The organism is Zhongshania sp. R06B22 (assembly GCF_040892595.1).
GTDB classification, from domain to species: Bacteria; Pseudomonadota; Gammaproteobacteria; order Pseudomonadales; family Spongiibacteraceae; genus Spongiibacter; species Spongiibacter arctica.
The window spans coordinates 48,841-65,969 of sequence record NZ_JBFRYB010000002.1; the positions used below are offsets into that span (position 1 = coordinate 48,841).

Here is a 17,129-nt window from a genome sequence, read left to right on the forward strand (position 1 = left end):
TGTAAGCTCAGCTGTTAAAAATGGCGTGCTCAATAGAGTGCGCCATTTTTTTTTACTACTGAATCCAGTTAGGCTTACGTTTTTCTAAAAACGCAGATAAGCCTTCGCGGCCTTCTCCGGAACCGCGGGTTTCAGCAATGCGCTGGCTGGTGTCGGCAATCATATCGGCATCTATTTCACGGTCGGCAACATCCAAGACCAAGCGCTTGGCTTCGCCTATGCTGCGCGGGCCATTGCGAAGTATTTGCTTGGTGATAGCGGAAATGCAGCTGTCCAACTCATCGCTGGCGACCAGTTCTGATATCAAACCCAAAGCGAGTGCTTTTTCAGCAGTGATTAACTCAGCGGTTGTGAAGTAGCGTCGCGATGCGCGTTGGCCAATAGCGCGAACGACATAGGGGCCAATGGTCGCGGGAATCAGGCCGACTTTCACTTCGCTCAGGCAAAACACCGCATCGGGTGACGCCACGGCCATATCGCAGCAGGCGACCAAGCCCACGCCACCGCCGTAAGCCGCACCTTGTACTCTAGCTATAGTGGGTTTGGGTAGGTAATTAAGAGTGCGTAGCATTTCCGCGAGCAAGCTCGAGTCACGCAAATTCTCGTCAAAGGTATAGGTCGCCATCCGGCGCATCCAATTTAAATCTCCACCCGCGCAAAAACTTTTACCGTTTGCAGCTAGAATCATAAGGCGCACCGCTGGATCTTCGCCAACGTGTTTAAAGGCGGCGGTTAGCGCAGCAATGACGTTGTCGTCAAAGGCGTTGTGGATATGTGCTTGGTTCAAGGTAACGGTGGCGACGCCCTTGTCGCTCAAATGATACTGAATGATCTTATCGTTCATGCGCTGTCCTTAAAATATTCGAGTTGAGCCTTGGTAGTCGCTATTGCGGCGTGCGGTGATTATAGTGGTGCTGTCTAAATAATGAATAGAGTAGACGATATACATTAATTTCTATTGCGCATATCGCTATATTATTGGCATATCTTCACTAGTTTAAGCGTGGTTTCTAGCGAGATAAGCGGCAGGTCGCAGCCTATTGTCTAAGTTGTGCCGTGGCCTGTATTGATGCCTGTTCGATGAGTTTAATTGATCCCGACGCCAACTTATATGATATTGCTGGGCTGGGATTATTACCAATAATGAAGGGGATACCGGTGACGACGTTAATCGATAAGCAGAATATATCCGACTATATTGGATTTGAACCTGAGGCCACAGAGTGGCTGGCGATGGACCAAGATAGAATAAATCAGTTTGCCGATTGCACCATGGATCATCAGTTTATTCATGTTGACCCGGTGCGCGCAAAAGAGACCCCTTTTGGAACCACGATAGCGCATGGTTTTTTGAGCTTGTCGATGCTGTCGTATTTTTCAGAGCAGTACAGTGTTGTTATTAATGGCGTCTATATGGGTATTAACTATGGTTTTGACAAAGTGCGCTTTCTTGCTCCTGTAAAGGTGGGTAGTCGTATTAGAGCCAAAGCGAAAGTCCTAGCGATTGATGAAATAAAGCCCGGTAACTTTCGTATGAACACAGAGGTCACTATTGAAATTGAAGGTGAGGCCAAGCCTGCTTTGGTTGCCGAATGGATTAGTGTACAAATGGTGGCCTGAGTCCGCCGTTACTCGCGTGTACTAAACGAGAGTCCCAAAAAGGTGCGCTTATTGTTCGATCTGACCATTTTCAGTAAAGTTGCAGAGGTCTGGCCCATGACTCGCGGGGGCGGGTATCTGACGTTGAGAAAACGGTGGAGGATACTAGCTGATAAGACTATTACGAGCGCCATACTGCCAATTGGTTTGGATTAACTTGTCTTTGTTGTGAATTTTCACGTAACACAATTAATGCAATGCGGTTAAAGTGGCACGTTATAAGCATATAAGAATAATTAATTTAAGTGTCTGCAGCACACCTGCATTTAGGTGACGGCTCAAACGTAAATGTATGGATTTAGTTCCGTGAAACTTTGCATTTAGAGTCAAATGCTCAGATTTAATGACCGGTAGTTCCGGCCCTTAACTAGGAAACTCTTACGTGATCTATCTAAACTCTACTCGTATATTGGCTGCCATTTTGATCACTGCGCTAAGTGCCTGCGGCGGCAGTTCTTCAAACTCTTCTGGCGGCGGGTCCTCTCCCAATCCGCCAGCAGATAGTACAGAGTTAAGTGGTTATTTTATTGACGGCCCAATTAGCGGCGCGCACTACCAAATCCAAGGTTCTGATAGTGTTTTCCTCACCGCTAGCGATGGCGGCTTTAAATACTTTAGCGGCGATATCATCCAGTTCGCCATTGGCGGTATTGCCTTGGGCAAAAGCCTGGCGGCAGAATTCATTACCCCGGCGAATATTCAGTCTAGCGAACAAGCGGCGATCAATTTATCGCGCTTTCTGCTTACCTTAGATGAAGATAAAGATCCGGACAACGGCATTCAGATATCCTCAACCGTTCGCGATGCAGCCGCTGGTCTAAGCTTTAGTGCCAGTGAGTTTGAAGCGACCGACGGTGAGTTTGACGGCTCTGCGATGGCCGACTTTGCCCGCAGTGCCAATGGCGATTCCCGCGCGTTAATAGCTCGCCGCATCGCTGAAATTGAATTGGCTTGTAGCAGTCAAGATATCAGCGACGGTAGTTTTGATGGTGACTGTGATATTTGGTATATCGCCGACGATAACAGCCCTGCATCTGCGCCCAATGAAGATCAGACTCAGGAGCAAGTCGACACATTAACGGCACTCTTCGCCGCAAAAGCGGGGGATACCATAGAGTTTAGTGAGGGCGTTTTTGAATTCACCACCACCTTAGACATGGCCCATAAACAGGGTATTACCCTGAAAGGTCAGGGTATGGCGAAAACTATTCTAGACTTCGCCCAGTCGAAATCGCCGGAAGGCATTTCGATGAGCCATATGACGGGCATCACGATTGAAGAGATGACAGTGCTCGATACACCTGGCTTCTCGGTGAAGGTCTCGCATTCGAATTTCGTCACGCTGCGTAATTTGCGCGCCATGTGGTCAAGCGCCGGCGCTAATCGCGGTGGCATGGACCCCAAAATTCCATCAACCTTAGAAGTCACCTGTGAGCATCCGTGGCCAGACAGTTTTGCGCGTCCAGAGAATGTTCCCGCGCCGCGTCTCAATGGCTTGCCAATTGCATTCCCGCTGGCAACAGGTTTGTATACCGATGCCAACGGCTTGCCGCGCAACTACACCATCGACAACTCTAACGGTGGCTACGCCATATACCCGGTACTATCTAATAATGTACTGCTGGACAATGTGGTATCGCTGGGCGCATCAGATGCTGGTATTTACGTTGGTCAGTCCAACGACATTATCGTCAAAAATAGTGAAGCTCTGTTCAACGTTGCTGGCTATGAGATCGAAAACAGCGACCGCGCTGATATGCACGACAATGTCGCCCATTGTAATACCGCCGGTTTCTTGGTCTTCGATCTGCCCGGTTTGAATCAATACGGCGAGCAGACTCGTATTTTTAATAACTACGCCGGCTACAATAATTTGGCCAACTTCGCGCCCGGTGGCGTGGTGAGCGCTGTGCCGCAGGGCACCGGTTTGCTGCAACTGGGTTACGACAAAGTTGAATTTTTTAATAATGTGGTCGAGTTTAACCGCACCTTGGGATTTGTCAGCGCGAGCCACGAGTTGCTGGATGGCAACACCAACAACTCTGACAAGCGCATGGACCTCTATCCAGAAGGCATCCATATCCACAGTAATATATTCACCACCAATGGCACCCTGCCTCAGCTACCTGAAGAAGGCGTATTAATTTGCGCAGATGGCACAGGGGGCGATACCGTTATTCCGTGCATCCCCACTGGTATTGATGATGGGCATGACTCGCTGTTGCCGGTGTTAGTGCAGCTTCGTAGCTTACAAGCGAAAGATCCCTATCTGCTTCAAGGCGCTCATATTATTTGGGATGGTTACTATGACAAAACCGTTAATAGTAACGACGGTGTGCAGTGTACCGATGTCGATGGCGCGCCCCTGGATGCCGACGGTAAACCTGATTACAGCGGCCAGAGCCAGCCAAGCTGTCGCTACAACCGCTATAAATTTGACGAGCCAGACAACGCGGCAGATCCAAAGCGCAGACATCCCGATTACTGGCTGTGTATTGACCAAAGTGACGAGTACGGCAACACCTTCTCCCAAGATAGCCGCACCTTCATGAACTTTGATGGCATGGAACTCGACACCGCCCCCCAAACTGATCTCGCCGCTCACGACTGTCCGACGCGTTTTGGCAAGCAATTGCCGCGTTTAAATCCAGCCGTTGTGCAGCCGTATATACCTGGCAACAGCGCGGAGCAACCGCCCTCGGCCGCAGAAATTGCCGCCATTTGTGAGAGTGGCTCTGGCACTGCAGTCAATCGCGAAGCGCTGGCTTTCAACTGCAGTAAATTGTCCCACTACAATTTGTTTGCCGATCAAACCGATCCCCGCAGTGGTTTCCACGAAGATGGCGTGATCTATGACTTAGTCACGCCGCTGTTCTCTGACTACTCAGTAAAGTACCGGGTACTATTCCTGCCGCCTGGCGAGTCCGCCACGTGGGCAGAGGGTAATATTAATGAGCCAAACGCGACTCTGGATTTCCCAGTTGGCACCGTTATCGCCAAGACCTTCGCCTTCCGCGACCGTAATGCCGAAGATGAAAACCTGGTTGAAACCCGATTGCTGATTCATCGCGATGGCCAAGGCGGTAGCTCTTTTTGGGAGGGTATGGCCTATGTCTGGCGCGAAGACGGCAGCGACGCCGATATCGCCCTCGCTGGCGGCTCTAAAGCCGTGAGCTGGGATTACGACGATACCGACCCGGATGTCACTGCCACTTACAAAGGCAGCACCGACCGCTACGCCATTCCCACGCCGAATCAGTGTGGCAACTGTCACAACAACGAAGACCGCCAAGCTGGCGATGCGCCAATCGGTCCTAAAGTGCGCAATATGAACCGCGCCTTTGACTATGGCAACGGCCCGGAAAATCAGCTGCAGCATCTCATTGATATGGGCAAGCTCAGTGGCGCGCCAACCTTAGCGCTAGACAGTAAACAGATCGCGACCAATGCAAACCGCTTGCCGCGCTTTAATGTGCCCGGCGACAGCTACCAGATAAGTTCTGTAGAAGCCGAGCGCGTGGCAGCAAGTAGTGATGCTAATCTTGAGTATCGAGCTCGTGCATGGTTGGAAACTAACTGCGCTCACTGCCACAATCGCAAGGGGCAAGCACAAAGTACCGGTTTATATTTTGACGTGTTCCGCAAGGTCAATCTCAGCCACGGTATCTGTAAGGAACCCATCACTGCTGGTAGCTCTGGTGGTGGTAGGGATTACGATATTCTACCTGGCTTAGCTGGCGGTGCTACTGGCTCCGAGGGTTCGATTATTTCCTATCGCCTGCACTCTGTAGATCCTTCGGTGCAGATGCCGCCGATTGCTCGGAGCGTCAAGCACGGCGAAGCGGTTGGCGTAGTAGATGCGTGGATAAACACCGTCATAGACGGTAGCTATGAAAACGCTGACTGCGCAGGAGGTGGTGGCAGTCCACTGCCTTTCTAAAAGTCTGTGGTCTACCAATAGTGAATTAGTACCCTATTAAGCTAAAGCACTGAGCGCATAAAAAAGGGGTTCTCTTATGGAGAACCCCTTTTGTTTGCCTATTTCAAAACTCAGGTTTTAATATAGGAAATCCAGTCCAGTAAATTTCAGTAATAAGGGTGAGCTTAAAACGTTTTCTTAGAGTGTTTCCAAGCGGCAACAAGGATGCCGATCACCAATACAAAACACAGCACAACGCCGGGATAAAATACAAAAAACGAAATATCATTCATCATATTAGTGCTGGCATCGAATACTAAGCCGCGCGCTTCGGGGAATAAAGGGTCAAAACTAGCACCAATAACAATACTCCAGGAGATGATTGGCGATATTATTACCAGCCACTTTACGTTTTTTATAAAGCTTGAAAATACCGGTAAGAGCGCGGCAATGAGCCACAGTAGTAAAGCGTTGACGATGCCTTCCATATGCGCCATCCGCCATGCGTCGTAAGTGCCAGGCATTTGGTAGACGATCTTGCCGGGAATCGGCCAGAGGCTGATTTCACCGGTGATGAAAAATAAAAAACCGAATCCGATGATAAAAGCCGCCAGTAGTAATAGTGTGCCGTGAATTACCAGAAAGCGCTGGTGTTTTAATATGTCATTGTTCATTAGGAAAACCTCGTACCTATAGGTGTCATTAAATTATTCGTATCTAGATGGGCCAATTCGGCATCATGTTTTTTATGAACTTTAAGCCACTCCTTGCTCCATTGTGGATCGTCAATATCAGTCGGGTGATGCGAGGGCAGCATAGAGTGTAGTAGTTTCGGTGCTATCCCCGCTAAGAAACGAAGGTTGTACTTTATGACGTTTATGCGGCTGCGGATATTTCCCCATTCGCCGTCTTTTTTCATCATGATGATGTAGCCCCTGCGGCTAAACTTCATGATGTGAATGGCAGCGAAAAACGTACCATAAAGCCTGTGCCAGTATTGACCGTAGGCTGCCTGGTAAGCATCGAAGGCCGCGCATTTATGCTCTATTTCTTCAACAAAATGCCAGAGGATTAATGAGGCGACCCTAGAGTCGGATCCGCCAAACAAATAGGCCCGTTGTTTGATCAACCAGTGACCTAGCGTTAGTGCCATAGATTCAAAGCCCGCCGCGTAGGCCAAATTAAACTTGAGACTTTTATTTTGTTCTAGATAAGAAAACTCGTCGAGCATTTGCTTTTCTAAGGCCTCAATTTGATCGTAGCCTTTCGATTTGATAATGTCGTTGAACTTCCTATGTTGCTGATAGTGCTGTGCTTCCTGGCCGATATAGTCTTTTACTTCTTGGATGAGCGCCGGGTCTTGAAGCTGAGGAAGAACTTTTTTCATTGTTCGAATCAAATAGGGTTCCAGATAGGGCATGGTTAATGAAGCGCCATTCACCATATAGCTCCATTCAGGTCTAGCGGCGTTCCACTGAACACTGATGTCATCTTCAAAGGTAAACGGCATCCGCCTGACAACTAATGTGCGCGGTGTATTTCTATTCCCTGTCATGGTTATCTCCAAGCTCTAAGCGCTATTAAGTATCGACTGCAAAATGTAGTTTCACACCTTCGTAGCGTTTTAATGTTCACGCTTAGGCGCCAGGATTTGCTATGCCGAGCATTTCTGCCATTTTTTCACGGTTTATTGATAGCACGTCGCCACCGTCGTGTTCATAGCGGCGCCATGCAATTTGGATGGTGTTTTTTTTGCCGCTTACAAGCTTATGATTGCGGGGGTGGTAGCTACGTTTAAAAACCGGCAAGGCATTTATTAAAAATCGAGATAACATGTAAGCGCAGAATCCCATTTTGCGAATGCCGCGAAAGGGGTTTCGCCAGTATCCTTCAACAATGGTCATGGCGGTGTAGCACTTTATTGTTTCGCTGGCGATGTGAGCGAGTGCAGCGAGCACCATCCATTTTCGGTACCACTCGGCATCGCCGTATAGTGCTTTGTACACGTCAAAGGCGACTGCACCATGTTCGACCTCCTCGACCTGATGCCATACCCATAGTGCTTTCATGACCGGATCGCTATCTTTCATCCAGCGGTCATAGTTTTCTAAAATGATCAGTCCGGCTAAAAACGTAAAGGTTTCATAGCCCGCCGTGTAACCGACTTTGCGCTTTAGCGAATCAGTTTTGCTATGGTGGTTAAAAAAATCTTGAGCACCATTTTCTAGCTCGGCTATTTTTGGATAGCGCTTCGCCAGCCATTTGTTGTAGTGGAGGAAATTCTTGGCATGTTGAGCTTCCTGTCCGATTATCGCCGACATATCGCCTTGTAGATTCTCATCCTTAATTTTTGGTCTGGCTTCGATCATGGTTTTAACGAGATAGCGTTCGAAATGCGGTACGTGGACTCCGAGGGCGTTTATAAGCATCGAAAAATCGCGGTGCGATCGGCTCCATAGTGGGTCATTGAATTCAATATTATCGAAGTTGAACTCTAACTTTCGTACCGGGAAGTCATCCATGGGGTGGGCACTGCTTGGCGATGCTGCGGCCTGTTTCATATTAATCCCTGCGATCTCTTGAACAGTGTGGGAGCAGCCCTATTAGCAGGTGATTTGTTCAATGAATCATCAGCTAACTTGGCGCTCGTTCAGAAGGTCAATATTGCGAGTTATTATTTATTATGGGCGTCGTATATCGGCTCGGCAAAAAGCAAAACAAACACTGCCCAGATTGACGTGACCGCACCTAAGATGGCGGGAATATAGGCAAGGGCGCCCGCCATACTGGCATCGCCAAGACGGTTTGCTTCAATACTTAAACCGTGATTCGGGGCGAACATTCCAAATAGGTAAAAGCAGAAGTTACCCCAGATGGCGATGGCGATCCCTAGGAATATTAAGCGGGCTTGTCGGTCGGACAAGTAGACAGTGCGTATCACTAGCCCTAATGCTAGGGCCATAATGCCGTTCATTAGCGTGCCAACATGGAGTATTCGCCAACCGGAATCTGGGCCAGGAAGTTCGAATTGAAAGAACACCGGTAGCGGGCTGATGGATGCACCTCCGACCATGGAAAAGGCGAGTAGGAATCCTCCAAAAAGCCCCACAAGCATTGCGGCTAGGCCGTGTTTGATTAATAGGTTGGAGTAGTGCGCTCGCATGTGTTTTCCTCTGTTATTATTTGCAAGGTGCTAGTGCTACCTTGTGCTTCGGTGGCGAAGCCGCTTATCTATTAAATGAATACTATCATCGTAGGAGTAGACTAGATGAGGAGCTTGGGTTGCGAACCGACCTTTAGTACGGTTCTAGGAGTAATGGCGGCATAATTTTATGTGGTGCTCGAGGGTTCTTTTGAGAGAGTGCCAATGCGGGCCGCTTTATATGAAGAAAGATGCAGTTAGGTAGCTTGAATTGATAGACGTCATTGAGACAAAACTGAGTCCACCCTATATTCGCCAGCAGCGAATGAATCGTAGCACTATTCTAAAGAGGATGGCGGAAGAGGCGGCTTCTGTGCGGTTTGTTAGCGTGGTGGCGCCGGCGGGCTCAGGAAAATCCACCTTGCTAGTGGAGCTGCACGAAAAATGTCGTTTGGAAGACAGTGCTTGTGCTTGGCTGAGCCTTGAGGCGGGAGATGATGAGCCGGCACGCTTTGCTCGCTACATTAGCTCGGTTTTCCGGGTGATAGATAAGCCCTTCGCTGAGACCAATTTGGCATATTTAAAGTCCAGTGCATCGGCTGACTTGACGCGGTTTTTTGATGACATTATTGAATATATAGCGGCCATCGACAGGCGTTTCACCCTGTTTGTAGATGATTTTCATGTTTTGAAAGATCCAGATATTCTCGACTTTTGGACTCGGTTTATTAGCTATGCTCCCAGCAGCGTGCGGACCGTTATTGCCTCGCGATCTAAATTACCCCTCGATTTGAGCCGGCTTCGAATTGCGGGAGGTATTTTTGAGCTGGGACAGAATGATCTTAATCTCAGTGTGCAAGAAACCATGCGGTTCATGAAGGAGCAGCATAATGTAGCCCTGCCCATGCCTACCGTGCAGCTGCTACACGATCGTACTGAGGGTTGGATGGTAGGCCTTCAGCTAGCGGGGATGGCGATCAGCAAGTCTGACCGCAATAAGGAGGAAATTATTCGCGGCTTTTCTGCCCGCGATCGAAATCTACAAGAATACTTATTCGAGGCAGTTTACGGTTTGCAGGATGAGGCAACTCGTCATTTTCTATTGTGTACTGCGCCGCTCAATCGCTTTTCAGCGGAGTTATGCGATGTGGTGACGGGTCAAAATGACGGCTACCATCGCCTTGCTCAACTCGAAGCCGCCAATTTATTTATTCTGCCTTTAGATAGGGAGGGGCATTGGTATCGCTACCATCATCTGTTTTCAGAATATCTTGTTGCTCAGTTGATGCGGGGAGATCCTGGGCTTAAGGCGCAGATATGTGCCAATGCTGCGGACTGGTGTGTTGGTGAGGGCTACGTGCTTGAGGCCATACAGTATTGTCTGGATGCGTCGTATTTTGAGAAAGCTACAGATCTGATTGCCGAGCAGGCGAAGACCGTTGCCATAGGCGAGGGCAATCATTCCATTATTTTCGAATGGATGCGCAAACTGCCGCTTGAATACCAATATCGTCGGCCAGAGATTTTATTACACCATGCCTGGTCCCGAGCCTTTACGCGGGATGGTGTGGGGATTGCTGTATCGATATGCGATGAGTTTGAAAAACTTCTAGCTGACACTGAGGTGCCTCGCTGGGATTTACCCGCGACAGAGGTGCAATCTCTGGTGCATCTTTGCAATGTCATTCGCTGTATTACATTCGCTTGCGTGGAGGCGATAGATGATTGCCTTTTCGCCGCTAAGGCGCTTTTAACGGAGCTTCCCAAGGAAGACGATGTATTAATAGCGTCGGCCTCGGTTGCCAGTGCTTTCAGCTATTACCTCCAGAAGGATTTAAGCCAAGCGCTTGTGTCAGCCCATGAGGCTTATGTTTATGGCCGCAGAGGCGAAAGTGCCTACGCGGCGATTTGGGCGGACTTTGTTGCCGCCATGACTAATATCGAGCTTGGTCGTATCGGCGCGGCGGAACTGCTTGCGCGCCGGGCCGGACAGACCTTGAGTGAGGTTTCTGGCGACAGTCAGATCGCCGCCCTTGCTGCCCTTGTGAAGGCCGAGGTGGACTGTCAGCGCTGTGATTTTGACAGTTTGCAGCAGGTAATGGTTGATAGCCGAGTAATGTCTATTCTTTCTAGCTCGCCGGAGCCATTATTTATTGCGCGTCGCAACGAGGCGCGATTTAGGTTGTGGGCGGGTGATGTTGAGGCGGCGCGTGAGGTCTTGCGGCAGGGCCAAGACCTAGCGCTAACTATGGATATGCCAAGGCTTTACTTTGGGTTTATCGCAGAAGAAATTGAGCTGCAATTGCATAACGGTGATATTCGTGGCGCCAGAGACACCGCGAGCCGAACGGATATTCTTAATCGTAAAAACAGCCTTATTACAGCACGCCACCAATCTGCGGTGATGGAATATATTGAGTTGACTGATGCGCGCCTGCTTCTCGCCGAAGGTCGAGGTGATGAGGCTCTCAAGCTGTTAAATATGATTTTGCGAAAAGCCCAGAGCCAGCGGCGAACGGCTTTGATACAGCAGTTGCGTACGATGAAATCTTTAGCGCTGTGGGCCTTGGAAAAAGAAACTGAGGCAATGCGAGAGCTTGATAAGGTCGTTAATTCGGCCGCGCCAGAGCTGCATATGTATCCCTTATATCGTGTGGGTAGCGGGCTTCTTGTTATCCTCCAGCGTCTAGAAGATGAACGTGTCAGTGATGTTGAGGATGACGCTCTGGATGCGAAATATCAATTTCAACAGCAGCTCATTAAGTTGCTTAGCGCTAATGCCTCGGTGGACATGAGAGTTCGAGTCGGTCAATTGCAGCCGCGGTTGAAGCCCTCAGCGCTTGCGGACCCCCTGACTGATCGCCAGTTGGAAATTCTCCGTTTGATCTGTTCCGGTTTAGGCAATAAAGAATTAGCCCAAGAGCTGCATATCAGTTTGTCGACCGCCAAATGGCATGTTCACAATATCTTTGACAAGTTGGGTGTTCGCAATAGGACCTCAGCGGCGGCCTATGCTCGAAAAATCAATTTAATATAAGTTGGTTTTGTGAGGATGTGTTTATTTTGATGTGCCTGGTGTCTATTTGAAAGCACGATGTGCCGTCAGCGAGATAACTGATTCCCATCGAGTGACAGGAGTCGCTCATTGTCATGCTACTGGTACTTAGCGGCTGTTAGCCCTTTTTTCTCCAGCTTAGTACGGTTTTACATAATTGCGTGGCGGCGGCTTGCGCTGCCTCATTCTTACCGTGCAACTTAATCGTCACGTTCATGCCAATCAAGGCGTTGGCGAGCATCTCGCTGGCTTCATCTATATCTACGCTCTTTTTAAGGCCGCCTTGGCTGCGTTCATTGCAAAGCGCCTGTCGCAAGGAGCTGCGCATTAAGCTCATGAATTTGAAGACGCGATCTTTTATATCACTATCCTCGATCTGCCCTTCACAGAGGGTATTGATCATGAGGCAGCCATTATTGGCTTCAGGGGCGGTGGCATTGCTTGCTCGGAGATTAAAGAAGTGGACTATTTGATCAATATTACCGGCGCGAATTTGTATCAGGTAGGTCTCGTCCCATTGGCTGATATATGCATCTATTGTCTCTAGAAAGAGTCCCTGTTTTCCGCCAAATTCGGTTTGCAGCATAAATCGGTTAATACCCGTCAGCTCCTCGAGCTTGCGAACCCCTAGGCTCTGATAGCCGTGTGACCAGAATGCGCTGAGTGCCAGAGCGCGGGCCGTACCTATATCCACTTTTCTTGCTCTAGCCATTTTGTCCTCTTTGGTTTTGTAGTTGGCAAATATCGCTAGCGCCATGATAACCCATCTAGAGTCTATAAAATGGTCGGTGCTACTCCTTTTAAAGACGGGTGTCTTGATTGTATCTAGACGACCGTCTATGGTTGCTGTTAGGAAGGCATTTGAACGCGATGATATGGCTTAAATCACGAGGTCATTATCAGGTGTAGTGCCCATAATCTTAATAAGATAGGAATGTTTTAATGACTGATTTTTCGGATCAATATCCCTACCCGAAGCAATATAAAACCATCCGCGGCAAGCGTATGGCCTATATCGATCAGGGTAGCGGCGACCCTATTGTATTTCTTCACGGTAATCCCACGTCATCCTATCTTTGGCGAAATATTATGCCCTACCTCGAGGGTCGTGGACGGCTTATTGCTCCTGATTTGATCGGTATGGGTGATTCAGAGAAACTCGATAATACTGGGGCTGATAGCTATAGCTATGCAGAGCATCAGACCTACCTCTATGCGCTGTTAGAGGAGCTCGGCGTGAAAGAGAATGTCACTTTGGTGGTTCATGATTGGGGCTCCGGGCTAGGTTTTCACTGGGCAAAGATGAATGCGCATGCGCTTAAGGGCATTGCGTTTATGGAGGCCATAGTGGCGCCGGTGCCTGATTGGGCGTCATTTCCAGAAGATGCCGTCGAATTGTTTAAGGGGTTTAGGTCCGAGGCCGGCGAGCCGATGATACTAGACGATAACTTGTTTATTGAGTTCGTGTTGCCGGGCATGATCATGAGAACGATGACAGGCAGTGAAATGGACGAATATCGTCGGCCATTTGCACGAGCTGGCGAAGATCGCCGGCCAACGCTAACGTGGCCTAGGCAGCTCCCTATTGCTGGCGAACCTGAGGATGTTGTTAAAGCCGTTTCTGCTTACAGTACTTGGTTGTCGCAGACCCAAATACCAAAATTATTTGTGAACGCGGATCCGGGCGTATTAATAACCGGCGCTGTGCGGGATTATGTTAGATCGTGGCCTAATTTAAGCGAGGTCACTGTTGCCGGTCTGCACTTTATACAAGAAGACTCTCCCCATGAGATAGGCCAGGCCATTGCCGACTGGCATAGCGATCTGGTTTAGCGTTCTAAGGCTTTGAGTTTTTGACGGCCGAAATATATTGGCCATAAACCACAAAGTAAGATGGCGAAAGCGGGGCTGGCTAGGGATCAGCCTGCCTACGTCCCGCTTTTTCCAATGAGATACTCTGTTTTGGCGGGCTAACGCGTCCGCCGAAAATGACAGCGATGATGGTTCTGCTTGCTGCTAACACCGTTTAACGATAAATCATTGAACGCCCCAATACTTCTGCTATTACTTAACGACAGCCATCGTCTTATGTCTGCGTTTTGTGGTCGTCAGCGGACGATATTTGTGTGCCGTCTTCTAAGCGTGGTCAGCTCTTACGTGTTTAATTTTTCGCTTAGTAAACCGTTTCCAAGCCATTTCCCGCGTTGTGCAGGCATGTCCTGTAATGAATATTTTTAGTCCAAAAATGATAGGCCAATCACAGCTAACCTAAGGAGGCTTAGAAGTGTGACTAAAAACAATAAGGAGAGATGTAGTGATTGACCTAATTTTTGTTGAGCACGGCGGTGAGCGTCACCGGGTAAGCGCTCAGCCCGGCGGCAGCCTAATGCAGGCAGCTATCGACAACTCAATTCCCGGTATAGACGCCGACTGCGGTGGCTCCTGCGCCTGCGGTACCTGTCACGTTATCGTTGATTCAGAGTGGTTGGCTAAAGTAGGCAGTCCCAGTGAGAGCGAGGCATTAATGTTGGAAATGACGCCCGAAAACAGTGAACGCTCTCGTTTGGCATGCCAGATCACCATTGAGCCGGAAATGAGCGGCATGGTGGTAGCGATCCCTGAGTTCCAGATGTAGTACAAAAAATAATTGGAGTGACTGTTATGACTAGCCAAGCCGCGCATAAAGATTCTATTTTAGCGGATCCTTATTCTCTGCCATTAGAGAGTATAGATCTGAGTGATCCCAGTTTATATTCACAAAATCGCTGGCAAGATTATTTCCGTCGAGTGCGTGATGAGGATCCTGTTCATTATCAAAAAAACAGTCCGTTTGGTCCGTTTTGGTCAATTACCCGATTTGAAGACATTGTCGCGGTTGATACCAATCATCAGGACTTTTCTTCGGAACCGTTCATTATGATCGGTGAACCAGACGACACCATCCCCGTTGCTAACTTTATCTCCATGGATCCACCCAAGCATGATCAGCAGCGTGCCGCGGTTCAAGCTGTGGTTGCGCCGAGAAACCTTGCCGCTATGGAGGGCTTAATTCGCGAGCGCATTGGCACCATTCTAGATAATCTGCCGCTGGATGAGAGTTTTGACTGGGTTTCCAGTGTTTCAATGGAGCTGACCTCGCAAATGCTTGCGACTATTTTTGACTTCCCGTATGAGGATCGCCACAAATTAGCTTATTGGTCTGATATAGCGACTGGCGCCCCGGAACTGTCCGGTGGCACTGCGTCGCAGGAGGAGCGCTTTGCGGCATTGCACGATATGGTGAATACCTTCGGCGCTTTGTGGGAGCAAAAATCAGCGTCGCGCAAGGCGGGTAACCCTGTCGGTTTCGATTTGATTAGTCTTATGGAATCCAATGAAGACACCCGCGACATGATGAGCCGTCCTGAGGAGTTCATGGGGAATCTGGCGCTCTTGATTGTCGGTGGTAATGACACAACTCGGAACTCGATTAGCGGCAGTGTCCTGGCTATGAATAAGTTTCCCGAAGAGTTTGCAAAACTGCGCGCGAACCCCAAGTTAATTCCCAGCATGGTGTCAGAGATTATCCGCTGGCAAACACCGCTATCTCATATGCGGCGGATTGCTACCCGCGACGTTGAACTTGGCGGTAAGCTTATTAAAAAAGGTGACAAAGTTGTGATGTGGTATATCTCGGGGAACCGTGATGAGCGCGTCATCGCAAATCCCGACCACGTTATTATTGATCGTGCTAATGCGCGACATCACCTTTCCTTCGGATTTGGTATTCACCGCTGTATGGGTAATCGTCTGGGTGAAATGCAGCTGCGAGTAACCTGGGAAGAAATACTGAAGCGCTTTGATGATATTAAAGTGGTAGAAGAGCCTGAGCGAGTGCACTCAAACTTTGTGTTTGGTTATACATCAATGCATGTGAAGCTTAGCCCTATCTCAGCCTAGCGTCTTGCAAAAACAGGTCTGTGCTTTGTGCGCAGACCATCTGGGCATTTCTTGGCTAGGCTCAGGCCTGCGCTTTACTTAAGTAGTGGGTGCTGGGCGTGCAGCAAGAGCGGGCGTCAAAGAACTAGATTAGGGCGGCGTCATTATTAGTCAGCATTGCATATTATCTAATTAGCATCTGCTGCGGAATTGCTTAGGGGTTTGACCTGTTGAGGTTTTAAAGGCGCGTGAAAAATTGGAGTCGCTATTATATCCGCAGATATGGGAAATTTTACATATTGGATATTCAGTGCTTTCGAGCAGTAGCTTGGCGTAATCGAAGGAGACCTGCTGCTTGATCTCTGCAAAGGAGCTATTTTCATTGTGTAATCGTCGCGCCAAGGTGCGCTCAGAGATATTCATTTGTTCTGCGATCTGGCAGATATTGGTCGATAGACCATCAGCTAGGCGCAGTTGAAGATTTTTCTTAACTTTAGCGCTTATCGATAATTTTGAGATTGAATTAGATGTGCCCTTCAGATTGCAGTACACCTCGTTAAATGTGGCTTTATTGTGGGTGTAAAGGGCTTGGTTAAGGTGGTGCTTTTCAAAAATGACTTTAATAGTTTTTTGTGAGAATAGATGCTTGGCCTTAAAGTAATCTTCATAGGCAGCAATTTCGCCCAATGGCGCGTGGCTAAGGTGAACTTGTATCGGTGGGTCGCTGAACTGCGCAAAATGCCTAAGATTTAAAAAGTAACCACAAACCGCCTCATCTAAGAAAAATTGAACTTCCCCGAAGTCCATGATGGGTTTGAGGATGATATGACATTGGCCGCCCACACTAAGGCGCTCGAAGCGATAGGCGGGCATGACAGTGTGTGAGAAGTCGACCATGACTTCCAGTGCCTGCCGAATATCTTTTGCGGTGAAGGATGCTAGACCGAACATCCCGCCGGGAGCCGTGATGGGAATGTAATCAGCTAGCTGCACGGAGAGAGGCGTACCGGGGAGCGCGATATCCTTGCAAGATCTGAATATCTCGCGTATCTGCCACCCGCTAATATTACTTTCTTCGCGTAAAACCTGAGCCGCAGATATCTGGCAGCGACTATATAGCGCGGTCTTGCTTAGTTTTCTGCGGACGTAAAAATTCTCTGCCAAATCGAGTAAGGCTATGGGGAATACCTTCGCGTGGAAGGAGGGGCTCTCTTCCGATTCACTTCTCATTATTGTCAATCTATGTGAATGTTAAGGCTTTTGGGTAATCGTCGCGGCGGTTTCAGCTGAGGCAGTAGTTAAAGGCCCTCGCGATATTTTATTCTGTGGTTTTGCCGCAGTTAGTAACAAATAATATACCGTGAGCGTAGAATCTCGTCTACAGGCTTTTTGAAATGATCAATAATAATTCGAAATTCAGGTAAATAGCTAATTAT

At 48.7% G+C, this 17,129-nt stretch carries 13 protein-coding genes; 6 read left to right on the top strand and 7 right to left on the bottom strand.

What is annotated here, in order from left to right; all coding sequences use genetic code 11:
• Nucleotides 1–55: 55 nt before the first annotated feature.
• Nucleotides 56–844 carry an enoyl-CoA hydratase/isomerase family protein gene (locus tag AB4875_RS16185; protein ID WP_368377151.1) on the bottom strand — a complete coding sequence of 263 codons (789 nt, stop codon included), beginning with the start codon at nt 842–844 and terminating at the stop codon, nt 56–58.
• 236 nt (nt 845–1,080) lie between these two features.
• On the opposite strand from AB4875_RS16185, the gene AB4875_RS16190 reads away from it, so the two are divergent.
• Complete coding sequence (locus AB4875_RS16190; RefSeq protein ID WP_438273537.1) at nt 1,081–1,620, top strand: MaoC family dehydratase; 540 nt, start codon at nt 1,081–1,083, stop codon at nt 1,618–1,620.
• Between the two features lie 421 nt (nt 1,621–2,041).
• A complete protein-coding gene (locus AB4875_RS16195) occupies nt 2,042–5,599 on the top strand; it encodes a parallel beta-helix domain-containing protein (RefSeq protein WP_368377152.1) in 3,558 nt (1,185 codons plus the stop codon).
• Nucleotides 5,600–5,763: 164 nt separating this feature from the next.
• Here the strand turns inward: AB4875_RS16195 and AB4875_RS16200 are convergent, their stop codons facing one another.
• From AB4875_RS16200 to AB4875_RS16215, 4 genes are all read right to left on the bottom strand, one after another.
• Nucleotides 5,764–6,252 (bottom strand): styrene oxide isomerase, encoded by a 489-nt coding sequence (locus AB4875_RS16200; RefSeq protein ID WP_368377153.1) that lies wholly within the window; start codon nt 6,250–6,252, stop codon nt 5,764–5,766.
• Entirely contained in the window at nt 6,252–7,133 is an 882-nt protein-coding gene (locus AB4875_RS16205) for a metal-dependent hydrolase (RefSeq protein ID WP_368377154.1), read from the bottom strand. The genes AB4875_RS16200 and AB4875_RS16205 overlap by 1 nt, the downstream gene beginning before the upstream one ends.
• Before the next feature lie 82 nt (nt 7,134–7,215).
• Entirely contained in the window at nt 7,216–8,139 is a 924-nt protein-coding gene (locus AB4875_RS16210) for a metal-dependent hydrolase (RefSeq protein ID WP_368377155.1), read from the bottom strand.
• A 113-nt stretch (nt 8,140–8,252) separates the two neighbouring features.
• Nucleotides 8,253–8,741 carry a styrene oxide isomerase gene (locus AB4875_RS16215; RefSeq protein WP_368377156.1) on the bottom strand — a complete coding sequence of 163 codons (489 nt, stop codon included), beginning with the start codon at nt 8,739–8,741 and terminating at the stop codon, nt 8,253–8,255.
• Between the two features lie 304 nt (nt 8,742–9,045).
• Here AB4875_RS16215 and AB4875_RS16220 point away from each other — a divergent pair, with 304 nt between their 5' ends.
• Complete coding sequence (locus AB4875_RS16220) at nt 9,046–11,757, top strand: winged helix-turn-helix domain-containing protein (protein ID WP_368377157.1); 2,712 nt, start codon at nt 9,046–9,048, stop codon at nt 11,755–11,757.
• A gap of 136 nt (nt 11,758–11,893) precedes the next feature.
• On the opposite strand, the gene AB4875_RS16225 is transcribed toward AB4875_RS16220, so the two are convergent.
• Entirely contained in the window at nt 11,894–12,487 is a 594-nt protein-coding gene (locus tag AB4875_RS16225; protein ID WP_368377158.1) for a TetR/AcrR family transcriptional regulator, read from the bottom strand.
• A gap of 230 nt (nt 12,488–12,717) precedes the next feature.
• Between AB4875_RS16225 and AB4875_RS16230 the strand changes: the two genes are divergently transcribed.
• The 3 genes from AB4875_RS16230 to AB4875_RS16240 all read left to right on the top strand — a co-directional run bounded on the left by AB4875_RS16230 (nt 12,718) and on the right by AB4875_RS16240 (nt 15,714).
• Entirely contained in the window at nt 12,718–13,608 is an 891-nt protein-coding gene (locus AB4875_RS16230; RefSeq protein ID WP_368377159.1) for a haloalkane dehalogenase, read from the top strand.
• A 481-nt stretch (nt 13,609–14,089) separates the two neighbouring features.
• Nucleotides 14,090–14,410, top strand: coding sequence for a 2Fe-2S iron-sulfur cluster-binding protein (locus tag AB4875_RS16235; protein WP_368377160.1), 321 nt, complete (start codon nt 14,090–14,092; stop codon nt 14,408–14,410).
• Nucleotides 14,411–14,436: 26 nt separating this feature from the next.
• Nucleotides 14,437–15,714, top strand: coding sequence for a cytochrome P450 (locus AB4875_RS16240; protein ID WP_368377161.1), 1,278 nt, complete (start codon nt 14,437–14,439; stop codon nt 15,712–15,714).
• Between the two features lie 171 nt (nt 15,715–15,885).
• Here the strand turns inward: AB4875_RS16240 and AB4875_RS16245 are convergent, their stop codons facing one another.
• The gene (locus tag AB4875_RS16245; RefSeq protein ID WP_368377162.1) at nt 15,886–16,923 is read right to left on the bottom strand and encodes a helix-turn-helix domain-containing protein; all 1,038 of its coding nucleotides are present in this window, start codon (nt 16,921–16,923) and stop codon (nt 15,886–15,888) included.
• Nucleotides 16,924–17,129: the final 206 nt, after the last annotated feature.

What these genes read in the sequence shown, in the direction of transcription:
- AB4875_RS16215 (WP_368377156.1), bottom strand. Translation starts at nt 8,741, where the DNA reads ATGCGAGCGCACTACTCCAACCTATTAATCAAACACGGCCTAGCCGCA.
- AB4875_RS16245 (WP_368377162.1), bottom strand. Translation starts at nt 16,923, where the DNA reads ATGAGAAGTGAATCGGAAGAGAGCCCCTCCTTCCACGCGAAGGTATTC.
- AB4875_RS16185 (WP_368377151.1), bottom strand. Translation starts at nt 844, where the DNA reads ATGAACGATAAGATCATTCAGTATCATTTGAGCGACAAGGGCGTCGCC.
- AB4875_RS16230 (WP_368377159.1), top strand. Translation starts at nt 12,718, where the DNA reads ATGACTGATTTTTCGGATCAATATCCCTACCCGAAGCAATATAAAACC.
- AB4875_RS16220 (WP_368377157.1), top strand. Translation starts at nt 9,046, where the DNA reads ATGAATCGTAGCACTATTCTAAAGAGGATGGCGGAAGAGGCGGCTTCT.
- AB4875_RS16200 (WP_368377153.1), bottom strand. Translation starts at nt 6,252, where the DNA reads ATGAACAATGACATATTAAAACACCAGCGCTTTCTGGTAATTCACGGC.
- AB4875_RS16190 (WP_438273537.1), top strand. Translation starts at nt 1,081, where the DNA reads ATGAGTTTAATTGATCCCGACGCCAACTTATATGATATTGCTGGGCTG.
- AB4875_RS16225 (WP_368377158.1), bottom strand. Translation starts at nt 12,487, where the DNA reads ATGGCTAGAGCAAGAAAAGTGGATATAGGTACGGCCCGCGCTCTGGCA.
- AB4875_RS16240 (WP_368377161.1), top strand. Translation starts at nt 14,437, where the DNA reads ATGACTAGCCAAGCCGCGCATAAAGATTCTATTTTAGCGGATCCTTAT.
- AB4875_RS16210 (WP_368377155.1), bottom strand. Translation starts at nt 8,139, where the DNA reads ATGAAACAGGCCGCAGCATCGCCAAGCAGTGCCCACCCCATGGATGAC.
- AB4875_RS16205 (WP_368377154.1), bottom strand. Translation starts at nt 7,133, where the DNA reads ATGACAGGGAATAGAAATACACCGCGCACATTAGTTGTCAGGCGGATG.